This is a genomic window from Rhodococcus oryzae (assembly GCF_005049235.1).
Lineage (GTDB): Bacteria > Actinomycetota > Actinomycetes > Mycobacteriales > Mycobacteriaceae > Rhodococcus_G > Rhodococcus_G oryzae.
Genome location: NZ_SUMD01000013.1, coordinates 82,315 through 95,549 on the forward strand (window position 1 = coordinate 82,315; position 13,235 = coordinate 95,549).

A 13,235-nucleotide genomic window follows, 5' to 3' on the forward strand; every position below is an offset into this window, starting at 1 on the left:
CGCCGAATGCCGAAAGTAGGCCGGCAGGCTGACCACGGCCGACTTCACGGCCCAGGCGGCCATGACCGTCGATCGCGCGGGCACCACCGTCACCGCCGCAAGCGAGACGCCCTGGCCCAGGACGGCCCGGCCATCTCGGATCAGGTGGGCAGCTCGTCTCGCGTCCTGCGCTTGGACCGGGCCACCGGCGCCAACTTCGGCGAGTTCGTCTATGAGGTCGACCCCGTACGCCTCGCGCCCGGCGAGGCGTTCAATCCCGTGTCGTCGGCGAACGGGATCGGCGAGATCCTGGCGATCAGCGACTCCGACTATCTCACTGTGGAGCGCAATGTCTCGGCGGCAGGTGGACTCTCGGTGAAGCTGTACCGGACCAGCATCCACGGTGCCGAAAACGTCGCAGGCAAGGCCACCCTGACCGGGACCGAACGGAAGATGCGCAAGGCATTGGTCTTCGACTTCGCTTCCACCTGCTGACCATCGGGCGCTGACATACCGACCGTTCCTATTGCTCTGGGTCCCGATTCTGGGCACTATGACCGGGTGTCCAGAATCGGCCATCGCCCCCTCCTCGTCTCCCTCGCCGCGGTGTCCGCGCTGATCCTCGGTGGGTGTTCCGACGGGGCCGAGTCCGAGGCAGAGCCGACGTCGATTCCCGAGGCGTACACCAAGCTGCCCACCACCGCGGCGGTCGGCAACTGCGGCCCGGGCAGCGGGGCCACCGTGGCCGACGGCGTACTCACCATCGCAACCGATTCACCGGCATACGAGCCGTGGATCGTCGATAACGACCCGTCGAACGGCAAGGGCTTCGAGGGCGCGGTGGCCCGCTCGGTGTCCGAGAAGCTCGGGTATCGACCGGATCAGGTCGAGTTCATCCGGGTCCCCTTCAACAACGCGATCGCACCCGGCGAGAAGAACTTCGACTTCGACATCAACCAGGTCACCATCGTGGGCAACCGGCGCGATGCCGTCGACTTCTCGTCGCCGTACTACGCGGTGGCACAGTCCATCGTCGCGATGAAGGGCACCCCGGCCGCGGCGGTCGATTCCCTCGACGGGCTCGCCCCGTTCCGGCTCGGCGCACAGAGCGGCTCCACCAGCCTGGCCTCGATCACCGGGACGATCCGGCCGTCCCAACCCCCAGTCGAGTTCGCCACCAACGACGAGGCGAAGGCCGCACTGGCGGCGGGCACGATCGACGCGCTGGTCGTCGACATCCCGACCGGATTCCAGATCACCGCAACCGATCTGCCGAACAGCACACTGATCGGCCAGTTCCCGCGCCCGAACACGGTCACCGAGTTCTTCGGCCTGGTGCTCGAGAAGAACAGCCCGATGACGGCATGCGCCTCCGCGGCCGTCGACGCGCTCTACGCTGACGGCACGCTCGACCGGCTCGCCCAGACCTGGCTGGCCGACACTGCCGGGGTCCCGGTCCTGGGCTGACGCAGACGGATTCCGCCCGAACTCCGGTGGCGGTCGTCGAACTGTCGTAGCCTCCCCTCGGATCCCGGCGGGACGACCGGGTGCGCAATCACGAGGGGGCGGACGGCGATGACACGCGGAGTTCGGGCACGGTTGATCGGTTCACTGCTGGCGGCGACGGTCGTGCTCTCGCCCGGCCTGCTAGTCCCGGCGGCCGCGTCGGCCCAGCCGACCACCCCCGACATCCAGCTCGAGGGCGCCAAGAACTTCCGCGACATCGGCGGCTACCTGACCGCCGACGGCCGCCGGGTGCGCGAGGACCTGGTGTACCGGTCGAACCGGCTGAGCAAGCTCACCGACGCCGACCAGGCGAAGCTCACCGCGGCGAACGTCACCCTCGACGTAGACCTGCGCAACGCCATGGAGCGCAAGGACGAACCGGACCGTCTGCCCGCAGGCGTCGAGTACAAGGTCGCGGACGTGGTGAGCCTGAACAACGGACTCGGGTTCCACGAGTTCGTGCCGATCACCCTGGGACGGGCCATCATCGACGCGGCCGTCAAGGGTTCCTCCGACATCGGCCAGAGCATCGGCTACCCGTTCATGGTCAGCTTCCAGGGCTCCGACGTCGCGTTCCGCGACCTGCTCACCGCGATCGCGCAGCAACAGAGCGGCGCGGTCGTCTACCACTGCAGCGCGGGCAAGGACCGCACCGGATGGGCGACCGCCGTCCTGCTGACCATCCTCGGCGTCCCCCGCGCAACGGTGAACGCGGACTTCCTGGCCAGCAACACCTTCCTCGGCCGCAGCGACGCCGTCGAACAGTCCTGGCTCGACGCCGCGTTCGATCAGGTCAACCGGCTGTACGGCAGCTTCGACCGCTACGTGCGCGACGGGCTCCGACTGGATCAGAACACGGTGAACACGTTGCGGGCCAAGCTCCTGGTCTAGTCCGACCTAGGCGTAGAGGGTGACAAACGTACGCAGCGAGCCCTCGATGTCGCCCTTGAGGGCGCGGGCGACGCCGGAACCGATCGGGCCGAACAGCGGCGCCCCGCCGAGGTCGATGTTCAGACCGACCTCGGCGCCGTCACCCTTGGGCGTCACCGAGAGCGTGAGGTTCACCTTGACGCCGCCCTTGCCGTCCCCCTTCAGGAGCAGGGTCTTGGGCGGGTTGTACTCCTTGATGACCCACTTGATCCGATTCCGCATCCCCTTGACCGAGACCACCGACTCGGCGGTGGTCCCGGCCGTCAGCTGCTCGGGGATCTCGGAGCGCCAACCGTCGTGAATCGAGAGCCACTTCTCGAATTCCTCCAGAGCGCTTGCCTTCTCCCACGCTTCCTGCGGGGACAACGGCACATCGATCGATACCTTCAGCTTCGCCATTGACGAATCGTAGCGAACAGTCAACGCCCCGCTAGTGGGCGACGGCCTTCTCGACGCCGACCCCGGTCAGGGAGCGAACCTCCATCTCGGCCTGCTTCGCCGCATTCTCCTGCTTGGCCCGGCCGGCGTGGGTGCCGACGATGCCGAGCAGGAAGGCGAGCGGGATGGAGACGATGCCGGGGTTCGCCAGCGGGAAGAAGTCGAAGTCGGCGCTCGGGAACATCGACGAGGCCTTGCCGGACACCGCGGGCGAGAACACGATCAGCACGAGGCAGCTGATCAGGCCGCCGTAGATGCTCCAGAGGGCACCGGTGGTGTTGAACTTCTTCCAGAACAGCGAGTACAGCAGCGTCGGCAGGTTCGCGGAGGCCGCGACGGCGAAGGCGAGCGCGACCAGGAAGGCGATGTTCTGCCCCATGGCGAGGATGCCGAGGACGATCGAAACCAGTCCGATGACCACCACGGTGATCCTCGAGACCCGGACCTGCTGCTCCTCGGAAGCCTTGCCCCGCTTGATGACACTGGCGTAGATGTCGTGGGCGAAGGAGGCCGAGGCGGTGATCGCCAGGCCGGCCACGACGGCGAGGATGGTCGCGAAGGCCACCGCCGAGATGACCGCGAGGAAGATGGTGCCGCCGAGTTCGAACGCGAGGAGCGGCGCGGCGGAGTTCTCCTTGCCCGGCGCCGCGAGGATCTTGTCGGGCCCGACCATCCGGGCTGCGCCGTATCCGAGCACCAGGGTGAACAGGTAGAACGCCCCGATCAGGCCGATTGCCCAGGTCACCGACCGCCTGGCCTCCTTCGAGGTGGGCACTGTGTAGAAGCGCATCAGCACGTGCGGCAGGCCTGCGGTGCCGAGCACCAGGGCGAGGCCGAGCGAGATGAAGTCCAGCCGCGACATGGAGCTGATGCCGTACTTCGCGCCGGGTGCCAGGATGTCGCGGCCCGCGACCGCCTCGTTGGCGGAGCCGTTCACCATCGTCTGCGCGTCCGCGAGCAGCTGCGAGAAGTTGCCCTTCACCGCGAAGAGCACCAGCACGAACATGATCCCGGCACCGAGGATGAGCAGCACGGCCTTGACCATCTGCACGTAGGTGGTGCCCTTCATGCCGCCGATGAGCACGTAGACGATCATCAGGACCCCGACCACCGCTACGACGATGGCCTGGCCGACCTTGCCGTTGATGTTCAGCAGCAGGGCCACGAGTCCGCCCGCGCCCGCCATCTGGGCGAGCAGGTAGAACAGCGAGACCACCAGCGTGGACAGCGCGGCGGCCATCCGGACCGGGCGCTCCCGCAGCCGGAAGCTCAGCACGTCGGCCATCGTGAATCTGCCGGTGTTGCGGAGCAATTCGGCGACCAGCAGCAGCGCCACCAGCCAGGCGACCAGGAAGCCGACCGAGTAGAGGAACCCGTCGTAGCCGTAGACGGCGATGGCCCCCGCGATGCCGAGGAAGGAGGCGGCCGACAGGTAGTCGCCCGCGATGGCGAAGCCGTTCTGCGGGCCGGAGAACTGGGCACCGCCGGTGTAGAAGTCGGACGCCTTCTTGGTGGTGCGGCTCGCGCGGATCACGATCGTCATGGTGATCACGACGAACGCCACGAAGATCGCGATGTTCAGTGCCGGGTTGCCGACCGAGGCCGTACCCGCTGCCAGAGTGATCACTTGGCCGGTCCTTCCAGCTCTTCGCGGATCGCGGTGGCGCGGGGATCGAGCTCGCGGTTCGCGAACCTCACATAGAGCGCGGTGATGACGAAGGTCGAGACGAACTGGCCGAGCCCGAGGATGACGCCGAGGTTGACGTTGCCGATCACCTTGGTGGCCATGAAGTCGGTCGCGTAGGTGGCCAGCAGAACGTAGGTCGCGTACCAGGCCAGGAAGAACGCGGTCATCGGGAAGACGAAGCGCCGCAGCCTGCTCCGCAACTCCTGGAACTCGGGACTGGCCTGCATGTCGATGAAGGCCTGCGCGTCCGGGGTCGGTCGCTCGGGCGACCTCTCCGGGATCAGGTCGGCTGTTGTCACTGCGGACTCCTCGGTCAGTGGGGGGCCAGATCCCGTGAGGACCGGCAGGCCACAGACGTTAATGAGACACAGGTCACAGAAACAGGCTGTGGCGACGGTCACACGCCGAACCGTCGGATCCCGCGCCGGACGGTCGTCACGACACGACGAACGGCGAACGGCGTAGGCGGCTGCGCCGCCTGTGCGTGGTTGACGAGTCCAGAGACTCGTCAACCACTCACAGGGACCGGAGGTCCCCTTCCCGGTCCCTGCCGACGCCGAGCCGTTCGGGCGCGTGCATGCGGGCGAAGGTCCGGCCGATGTCCGAGGGCACCCGGCCGCGGGTGGCCCGGCTGACGAGCACCATGACCAGGAAGGCCAGCGGCACGCTCACCGCCGCCGGATAGCCGACCACCGCCCCCGGCCAGCCGGTCATCGTCCAGTCCGCCCAGCCGCCCGGCGCCCCTCCGACCGCGGTCAGCAGGGCCGCGGCCCCGGCCACCAGGCCACCGGTGACCATCCCGGCCGCCGCCCCGGCCGCCGTCAGCCCACGCCACCAGATGCCGAGCACCAGCAGCGGGCACAGGGTGGACGCCGCGACGGCGAACACCAGCCCGACGGTCCGGGACAGGTCGACGGACACCATGCCGAGCGCGAGCAACAGCGGCACCACCCCCGCCAGCACGGCCGCCACCCGGAAGTCGCGGACCCGGCCACGCAGCACGTCGGTGCTCAGCACGCCCGCGACGCTGACCAGCAGCCCCGAGGAGGTCGACAGGAACGCGGCGATCGCCCCGGCGGCGACGAGCGCGGCCAGCAACTGGCCGCCGGGGCCGGACAGCACCGACCCGGGCAGCAACAACACCGCGGCATCCGAGGTGCCGGTGATGAGCAGCTGCGGCACCCACAACCTCGCGAACACCCCGAGCAGGGTCGGGAACAGGTAGAACACGCCGAGCAGCCCGATCACCGCCAGCGAGGTCCTCCTGGCCGTCCGGCCGTCCGGGTTGGTGTAGAAGCGGACCAGCACGTGCGGCAGCCCCACCGTGCCGAGGAAGATCCCGATCATCAGCGAATACACCTGGAAGAGCGGGTGCTCGCCGCCGAGCCCCGAACCGGGCTCGAGCCAGTCGGCGTCCGTGGCGGGGGCACCCGCGACCACCGGCACTGGCGAGCCCGCCTCGAGGACCAGCGAAGTGCCCGCGCCCAGCTCGTGTTCACCAGGCCCCAGGGTGATGATGCCGTCCACGTCAGCGCCGTCGAGGGTTCCGTGCACGCCCCCGGCGATCGGCCCCGACACCTGGACGACGACATCGGTGGTGATCTCCACCGTGGTGCGCTCCCCCACTGTGGGCGGCGCGGGCGCACCGAGATCGTGCTCCTCACCGAGGAAGTGCACCGCGAGCACCAGGGCGGGCACCGCGACCGCCGTGAGCTTGAGCCAGTACTGGAATGCCTGCACGAAGGTGATCGAGCGCATCCCGCCACCGACCACGTTCGCGATGACGATCAGCGCGACCGCGACCGCGCCGACCCAGGTGGGGATGCCCAACAGGATGCCGACCGTCAGGCCCGCACCCTGGAACTGCGGGACCATGTACAGAATGCAGATCACCGCCACGACCACCATGGCGAGTTTGCGTAATCGCGTTGAACCCAAGCGAAATTCGGCGAAGTCGGGAACCGTGTAGGCGCCGGACCTCCGCAGTGGCGCGGCCACGAACAACAGCAACCCCAGATAGCCCGCCGTGAAACCGACCGGATACCAGAGGGCGTCCGCGCCGTATTTGGCGATCAACCCGGCGACACCGAGAAACGATGCCGCCGACAGGTATTCACCGGAGATCGCGGCGGCGTTCCAGCGTGGACCGACGCTGCGCGAGGCGACCAGGAAGTCCGAGGTGGTTCGTGCCAGCCGGACCCCGTAGATGCCGATGGCCACCGTCACCACCGCCGCGGCCAGCAGGCCGAGCACCGTCGCCACCGGGATGGGCTGTCCGGACACCGTGGCCACCAACCGCGCTCAGTCGTCGGCCAGGTCGACGAACTCTTGCTCGTTGCGTTCCGCGCGCCCGATGTAGAGCTTGCCGACGATCAACAGCACCGGGTACACCAGGACCCCGAGGACCAGCCAGGGCAGCCGGATCCCGAGCACCTCCGCCTCGGCGAGCCCGGGGAACGCGATGAGCAGCAGCGGCACCGCGGACAGCAGCCCGGCGGCGAGCAGGGCCAGCCGCAGGGCCAGCCCCAGCTGGGCGCGGACCAGCCCGCGGATCATCGCGTCGCCGACCTCGGTCTGCTCCTGGACCTCCACCCGGGTGCGCACGATCCGGGCGCCGTGCCGTTTGGCCAGCACCACCCGCTCCCTCGCCCTCGGCGCTCCCCCTTGCGCGGTCACCGGCCGGTCCAGCTCTGCCGCGGCGCGCGCACCAACCGATCCTTGAGCTCCCTGGTGTGCCGCCTGCTCACCGGCAGCTCGACAGCCGGTCCGTCGCCGACGGCCCGCAGACACACCACCGTGCCGTTGCCGACGCTGCGGATCCCCGTGACCAGCTGCAGCGACACCAGGTACGAGCGGTGCACCCGCAGGAATCCGGCCTGTTCCCAGCGGCTCTCCAGGGCCGAGATCGGGATCCGCACCAGATGCGACCCGGTCGCCGTGTGCAGCCTGGCGTAGTCGCCGTCGGCCTCCACCCAGGCCACCGCGGACCGGGGAACCAGGGTCGTGACGCCGCCCAGCTCGACCGGGATCACCTCATCCGCGTCCGGCTCGGGCCTGCTCGCGCCTGCACGCTCGTGCTGCTGTTTGAGCGCGACGATCCTTCGGACCGATTCCGCCAGCCGTTCCTCACGCAACGGCTTGAGCAGGTAATCGACGGCTCCGAGGTCGAACGCCGCGACCGCGCGATCGTCGTGCGCGGTCACGAACACCACCGCAGGCGGTTCGGCGAATGCGGCGAGCACCCCGGCCAGCTCCAGCCCGTCGAGGCCGGCCATGTTGATGTCGAGGAACACCGCGTCGATGGCCGCTGACCTGCCGAGACGATCCTTGATCACCCGCAGCGCGGTGGTGGCGTCGCTCGCGGTGAGGATGTCGCCGACCGAATCCTGGGCGCGCAGCAAATAGGCCAGCTCGTCGAGGGCGGGGCGCTCATCGTCGACGGCAAGCACGGTCAGCGGGGCGATCGTCGGCCCATCGGAGTTCTGCGTCACAACGGAACCATCGTGCCATGGGTGAATCCCCCCGCCGTCACACTCAGGCCCGGATTCCCGGACGGAACTTCGGCACCCGCATGCTCACCTTGGTGCCCGCGCCCGGCGCCGTCTCCACTACCAGCCCGTAGTCGTTCCCGAACGCGGCGCGCAGTCGGTCGTCCACGTTCGCCAGGCCGACGTGCGCGGATTCCCTGGCGCTCGGCCGGTCGCCGCCGGACTCGATCGCGTCCAGCGAGCCCGAGCGCAACAGCTCGGGATCCATGCCGACGCCGTCGTCCTCCACGCTGATGACGCAGTCGGTGCCCTCGTCCGCCGCGACTATGCTCACGGTTCCACCCTGCGGCTTACTCGAGATCCCGTGCCGCACGGCGTTTTCCACCAGGGGTTGTAGTGCAAGGAACGGCAGCACGACGCCAAGCACCTCCGGGGCGACCTGCAGGCGTACCTCGAGGGCCTTGCCGAACCGGGCCCGCTCGAGGGTCAGATACCTGTCGATATTGCGCAGTTCGTCGGCCAGCAGGGTGTACTCGCCCGCTGACCGGAACGAGTACCGGGTGAAGTCGGCGAACTCGAGGATCAGCTCCCTCGCCCGGTCCGGATCGGTACGGACGAAGGACGCCACCGTGTTGAGTGCGTTGTAGATGAAGTGTGGGCTGATCTGCGCGCGCAGGGCGCGCACCTCGGCGCGGTCCAGCCGCGCCCGGGACGCGTCGAGCTCGGCCAGCTCGATCTGGCTGCACGCATACCGGGCAACCTCCGTGATCGCACCCAGCAGGCCGGGGCCGGGCGCACCCGCAGTCACCACACCCATCACCCCGACCACCCCGGAATCCTCGATCAGCAGCGGTTGGGCGATCAACGACCCGACCTCGGGCTTGCCGAGTTCGGCCGATTCGACCAGTACCCGTCGCTCACCGGCGACGGCCCGGAGCCCGGCCTCCCGAAACCGCTCGGCCAGGTCCGTGTGCGGTCCGTGCCAGGCCAGCAGCGCCCCGTCCGCGGAGGCCAGCGCCACCGCATCCGCACCGGTCAGTACCTGCAGGTGCGGGGCGGCCTCGGCTGCGGACGTGGCGTCGAGACCGCGGCGCAGCGGTTTCGCGGCGAGGGCGGCCGTGTGCAGGGTGGCGTGCACGGCTCGCTCCGCGGGCGTGGTGAGTGTTCTGCGGCCGCGCAGCCACCACGCGCCGAGCGCGAGGGCCGCGGCGACGATGACCAGCAGAACCGCGGCGGTGGTGCCGGTCACCGGTCCCGACCCTCATCGAGCAGGGCGAGCAGCTTCCGCGGGGCGACCGTGCGGTACGCGTCCTCGACGATGTCCGCGATGTCGTCCCACTCCTGCGGGCGGTCGAGGTACACGCCGATCCAGCCGCGCCCGCCCACATAGGGCGGCACGAAGAAGCGCTCCGGGTCACGGGCCACCCAATCCGACTGCGCCCCGGCGGGCGCCGCCGCCCAGAAGGCCAGCCGGTCGTCGTGATGGTGGTCGGAGAGGGTCACGAACTGCGGGGCCTTGCGGACGAACCAGGCCGGTTCGCCGTGGCTGATCCGCTCCGTCGCCTCGGGCATCCGCAGGCACAGCTCGCGGAGCCGGTCGAGCGGGCTGGTCGCGGTCATGAGTAGACGCTACGACAGCCCGGGCACCGGGAGCCGGATCCGGCGATTTCGGCGAATCACCCCACGAGCAGCGGACGTCTCATACCGTGTGACAACCCAGCCGTCTGATTGAAAGGCGAACCACATGAGACATCGCCCCTACCGATTACCGACGGTGGCTCTTGCCGCCGGCGCGGCCATCGCATTGACCGGGGGCGTTGCCCTCGCCGCCGAGCTCGATCCCGGCCAGACGACCGGACCCGTCCGCTTCTCCGCGGTGGACAAGGGTGACTGCAACGCCTTCTTCACGATCGAGAACCAGACCAACATCACGACGTACACCATCGACTTCCGCATCGACGACGAGCCGTTGACCGGACCCGACTGGGGGCAGACGCCGCCCGGCCCCACCGGCCGCACCGAGGGACTGGAATCGAAGGCAGAGTTCCCGACCTGGCCGGAGTTCCCAAACACGCCAGAAACTCCGATGGTCAAAGACCGGGAGACCGTGACGGCCACCTACACGCTGAACCTGAAGACCGACCTCGACCCGACCGATCCGCCGCTGCCGAACCCTGCCGCAGGCACCCACAAGCTGGACTACCGGATGGTCCTCGGCCCGCCCGGCAACCTCGGTGACGGCGGCCCGGAGTGGATCGGCGACCGCCAATGGCACACGACCACCATCACCGGCTGTAATCCGCCCGCAGGTTCAGCCGACTTCGGTTCCCTCGGTTCGCTGTTCGGTTCCTGAGGCGGAACCGGTCACGGGGTGCCCGGGCAGGTGTTCGGCGCGGGCACCCCGGCGAACCGGTCCGCGATCCAGGCCACCGCGCCCGGGGTGGCCCGCGGGTCGGCGTGCCCCTCACCCGGCCGCGACTCCAGCGCGACCACGTCGCCGAGGGCACAGGCCTTCGTCACCGCCGCCCTTGTCCAGTCCGCGAGGATCAGATCGTCGGTGTCCCCGACCACCACCAGCATCGGCGCCTCGGTGCGTTGCTGCGGCAGCGCGATCCGCTCCAGCCATGCCCGCATCCGATCGGTGTCGGCGGTGGTCAGCGGGAGGCTGTCGGCCCGGGTGATCTGCACCGCCGCATCCCATTTCCGCTCGGCGGCAGGCCCGGTGCACGACATCAAGATCTCGCGACTGTCCGCCAGCGCGCCCCGGATGTAGTTCGCCGGATCGAGGCCGCTGTGCTGCGCCTCGCTGCCCGCGAGCAGCATCGGCAGGAAGATCTGTTGCGGCAGCGTAAGCGAGATTCCGCCGAGGTCGTCGGCGATATGCGAGAGGTCGGCTGCCGGGGACAGGTTTGCCGCGCCGACGAACTCGAGCCCGTCGCCGTATCCGGCCGCGTGTTCGGCCGCTGCCCACGACGCCTGACCACCCTGCGAGAGGCCGAGCGCCGCCCAGCGGTTCGAGGTGCTCGGCACCGCCACCCGAGCCGCCCGGACGCCGTCGATCAGGTTGTAGGCGGCTGACTTCGGCTCCAGGTACGGGTGCGGTCCCGGGGTACCGAGCCCCTGGTAGTCGGAGGCGACGACGACGTAGCCCCGCTCGAGCAGCGCGGTGACCATACCGACGGCCCCGAGCAGGTCGGGGTACTGCGAGGGCGCACACTCGTCGGTGACGCCGGTGGTGCCGTGCCCGACGGTGACAATCGGCCACCCACCCTCCGGCGCGGGTCCCGGCGGGACGAAGACCGTGCCGGACACCTCGGTTCCGCTGCCGTCCAGTCCCGAGGTGGATCGGTAGACGAGCTTGCGGGCGGTGACCGGGCCGTGCGGAGTCACCGCCGTGGTCTCGGCGACCGGCAGGTCCTCGATCAGCGCCCCTCGCTCGTTGCCGACGGGCGCCGGGGCCGACGTGATCGCGGCATCCGCGGAGGAGGTCGTGGCGTCGCGGACGGACTCGGCGGGGGCATCGGAGCAGCCGGCGGCGAGCGCCACACACACGATCACGGAGAGGATCACCTTGGTCCGGTTCACGATCCGATTGTGCCCGAGCTACGCCCGGGCGCTCACCACCGCGACCGCCGCACCCTCGACTCGGCCGCGACCTCTTCGATGTCGAGCCCGTCGAGCACGTACCTCAGCACCTCGTCGTCGAGTTCGCCCGCGTTCCTGGCCGCGATCAGCGCCGCCCGCTGGTCCTGGAGAACCCCGCGACGCAACCGGTTGAACACCGCGCTCGCCCGCAGCGCCTTGGCCTCGTGATCGCTGACCTCCTCCGCCCGATCCACGTTCGCCCTTGCCTCGGACACCCGCTTGACCCGCTGCACCAGCGCCGACAGCTCCGCGGTCGGCATCCCGGCGGGCGGATCCCGTAGCGCCTCCTCGAGGAACTGCGCGGCCGCGTCGTGAGAGATCCGCCGCGCGAGCATCATCTGCTCGCCCTGTCGCTGATCCTCATCCGGATCGGCCACGTCGAGCTGCCGGATCAGAAGTGGCAGCGTCAGGCCCTGGATCAGCAGCGTCCCAACCGCCACGGTGAAGGCGACCGCCACGATGACGCCTCGTCCGGGGAACGGATCGCCCGCCAGGGTCGTCAGCGGCACACCGGACGCGGCGGCGAGGGTGACGACGCCGCGCATCCCCGCCCAGGAGATCACCAGGTTCTGGCGCCAGCCCTCACTCCTGGCCTGGGTGGCGAAGATCCACACGGGGCGGATCAGGATCACCAGGGCGAGGATCGCCAGCCCGTAGGCGAAGATGTGGTGGACGGGGAGCCCCTCGTCGCGCACGTCCTCGATGACGAACCGCAACTGTAGTCCCATGTAGGCGAAGACGAAGGTCTCCATCACCAGGTCGATCGTCGGCCACACCGCGCTCTCCTGGAGACGGGTGGAGACGGACTCGTCCCCGACATCGCGCCCGAGGACGAATCCCGCCGTGACGACGGCGAGCACCCCGGAGGCATGGATCTCCTCCGCCGCGAAGTACGCGGCGAACGGCAGCAGCAACCCCAGCACGGTCTCCATCGGCGGGTCCGCGATCCGCGCGCGGACGAACCGGACCGCGAACGAAAGGACAAGCCCGACAAGGACTCCGCCCACGACCTCGTACAGGAAGTACAACACCGGCGACCCGATCGCGATCTTCCTGCCGGTGACCGCCGCGGTCGCCAGGGCGAACAGGGTCAGCGCCGCAGCATCGTTGACCAGGGACTCGCCCTTGAGGATCGCCATCATGCGGCGAGGCAGACCCAGCTTCCGGCCCACCGCGACCGCGGCCACGGCGTCGGGCGGCGCCACCACGGCACCGAGAACGAGCGCGGCTCCCAGCGTCAGCTCCGGCACCAGCCAGTTGGCGAACCATCCGACGGCGAAGGTGGTGACGACGACCATGCCGATGCCGAGCCGCAGGATGGGTGCGAGATTGCGACGAAAGGTACTGAACGAGAAGTCGAGTGCCGCCGAGTAGAGCAGTGGCGGGAGGACGACGCCGAGCATCAGCTCCGGCGAGAGCTCGAGGCGAGGGAGTCCGGGGATGAACGAGGCGGCGCCTCCGATGGCGACGAGCACCAGGGGGACCTGGAGATCGAACCGCTTGGCGAAGCCCGTCACGGCCATGGCGACGATCACGACGAGGAACAGCCAGGTGACCGTCAT

General features: G+C 69.4%; 14 protein-coding genes. 4 read left to right on the forward strand and 10 right to left on the reverse strand.

The features are described from left to right. The first annotated feature begins 6 nt into the window (after positions 1–6). The 3 genes from FCG67_RS22185 to FCG67_RS22195 all read left to right on the forward strand — a co-directional run bounded on the left by FCG67_RS22185 (position 7) and on the right by FCG67_RS22195 (position 2,376). Positions 7–474 (forward strand): esterase-like activity of phytase family protein, encoded by a 468-nt coding sequence (locus FCG67_RS22185; protein ID WP_136911783.1) that lies wholly within the window; start codon positions 7–9, stop codon positions 472–474. Positions 475–549: 75 nt separating this feature from the next. Beyond that, positions 550–1,446: an ABC transporter substrate-binding protein gene (locus FCG67_RS22190; RefSeq protein WP_425467873.1), complete on the forward strand. Its 897-nt coding sequence runs from the start codon at positions 550–552 to the stop codon at positions 1,444–1,446. 108 nt (positions 1,447–1,554) lie between these two features. Then, entirely contained in the window at positions 1,555–2,376 is an 822-nt protein-coding gene (locus tag FCG67_RS22195) for a tyrosine-protein phosphatase (protein ID WP_136911784.1), read from the forward strand. A gap of 6 nt (positions 2,377–2,382) precedes the next feature. On the opposite strand, the gene FCG67_RS22200 is transcribed toward FCG67_RS22195, so the two are convergent. The 8 genes from FCG67_RS22200 to FCG67_RS22235 form a co-directional block, all read right to left on the reverse strand. Then, complete coding sequence (locus tag FCG67_RS22200) at positions 2,383–2,814, reverse strand: type II toxin-antitoxin system Rv0910 family toxin (protein ID WP_077042700.1); 432 nt, start codon at positions 2,812–2,814, stop codon at positions 2,383–2,385. A gap of 31 nt (positions 2,815–2,845) precedes the next feature. Continuing rightward, positions 2,846–4,480: a solute symporter family protein gene (locus FCG67_RS22205; RefSeq protein ID WP_136911785.1), complete on the reverse strand. Its 1,635-nt coding sequence runs from the start codon at positions 4,478–4,480 to the stop codon at positions 2,846–2,848. Further along, positions 4,477–4,839 carry a DUF485 domain-containing protein gene (locus tag FCG67_RS22210; RefSeq protein ID WP_077042701.1) on the reverse strand — a complete coding sequence of 121 codons (363 nt, stop codon included), beginning with the start codon at positions 4,837–4,839 and terminating at the stop codon, positions 4,477–4,479. The genes FCG67_RS22205 and FCG67_RS22210 overlap by 4 nt, the downstream gene beginning before the upstream one ends. 217 nt (positions 4,840–5,056) lie before the next feature. Further along, positions 5,057–6,823, reverse strand: a complete 1,767-nt coding sequence (locus FCG67_RS22215; RefSeq protein WP_136911786.1) for a sodium/solute symporter — start codon at positions 6,821–6,823, stop codon at positions 5,057–5,059. Between the two features lie 18 nt (positions 6,824–6,841). Further along, complete coding sequence (locus FCG67_RS22220; protein WP_136911787.1) at positions 6,842–7,216, reverse strand: hypothetical protein; 375 nt, start codon at positions 7,214–7,216, stop codon at positions 6,842–6,844. Next, entirely contained in the window at positions 7,213–8,031 is an 819-nt protein-coding gene (locus tag FCG67_RS22225) for a LytR/AlgR family response regulator transcription factor (RefSeq protein WP_136911788.1), read from the reverse strand. The genes FCG67_RS22220 and FCG67_RS22225 overlap by 4 nt, the downstream gene beginning before the upstream one ends. A 43-nt stretch (positions 8,032–8,074) precedes the next feature. Further along, positions 8,075–9,277, reverse strand: coding sequence for a sensor histidine kinase (locus tag FCG67_RS22230; protein ID WP_136911789.1), 1,203 nt, complete (start codon positions 9,275–9,277; stop codon positions 8,075–8,077). Continuing rightward, complete coding sequence (locus FCG67_RS22235) at positions 9,274–9,648, reverse strand: MmcQ/YjbR family DNA-binding protein (RefSeq protein WP_136911790.1); 375 nt, start codon at positions 9,646–9,648, stop codon at positions 9,274–9,276. Before FCG67_RS22235 ends, FCG67_RS22230 begins: the two co-directional genes overlap by 4 nt. 124 nt (positions 9,649–9,772) lie before the next feature. Here FCG67_RS22235 and FCG67_RS22240 point away from each other — a divergent pair, with 124 nt between their 5' ends. Further along, on the forward strand, positions 9,773–10,381 hold the full coding sequence (locus tag FCG67_RS22240) for a hypothetical protein (RefSeq protein WP_136911791.1): 609 nt from the start codon (positions 9,773–9,775) through the stop codon (positions 10,379–10,381). Positions 10,382–10,392: 11 nt separating this feature from the next. On the opposite strand, the gene FCG67_RS22245 is transcribed toward FCG67_RS22240, so the two are convergent. Together FCG67_RS22245 and FCG67_RS22250 are read right to left on the reverse strand one after the other, a co-directional pair. After that, positions 10,393–11,613 (reverse strand): lipase family protein, encoded by a 1,221-nt coding sequence (locus FCG67_RS22245; RefSeq protein ID WP_136911792.1) that lies wholly within the window; start codon positions 11,611–11,613, stop codon positions 10,393–10,395. A 32-nt stretch (positions 11,614–11,645) separates the two neighbouring features. Next, the gene (locus FCG67_RS22250; RefSeq protein WP_136911793.1) at positions 11,646–13,235 is read right to left on the reverse strand and encodes a Na+/H+ antiporter; all 1,590 of its coding nucleotides are present in this window, start codon (positions 13,233–13,235) and stop codon (positions 11,646–11,648) included.

What these genes read in the sequence shown, in the direction of transcription:
- FCG67_RS22185 (WP_136911783.1), top strand. Translation starts at nt 7, where the DNA reads ATGCCGAAAGTAGGCCGGCAGGCTGACCACGGCCGACTTCACGGCCCA.
- FCG67_RS22195 (WP_136911784.1), top strand. Translation starts at nt 1,555, where the DNA reads ATGACACGCGGAGTTCGGGCACGGTTGATCGGTTCACTGCTGGCGGCG.
- FCG67_RS22200 (WP_077042700.1), bottom strand. Translation starts at nt 2,814, where the DNA reads ATGGCGAAGCTGAAGGTATCGATCGATGTGCCGTTGTCCCCGCAGGAA.
- FCG67_RS22235 (WP_136911790.1), bottom strand. Translation starts at nt 9,648, where the DNA reads ATGACCGCGACCAGCCCGCTCGACCGGCTCCGCGAGCTGTGCCTGCGG.
- FCG67_RS22240 (WP_136911791.1), top strand. Translation starts at nt 9,773, where the DNA reads ATGAGACATCGCCCCTACCGATTACCGACGGTGGCTCTTGCCGCCGGC.
- FCG67_RS22250 (WP_136911793.1), bottom strand. Translation starts at nt 13,235, where the DNA reads ATGACGGTCACCTGGCTGTTCCTCGTCGTGATCGTCGCCATGGCCGTG.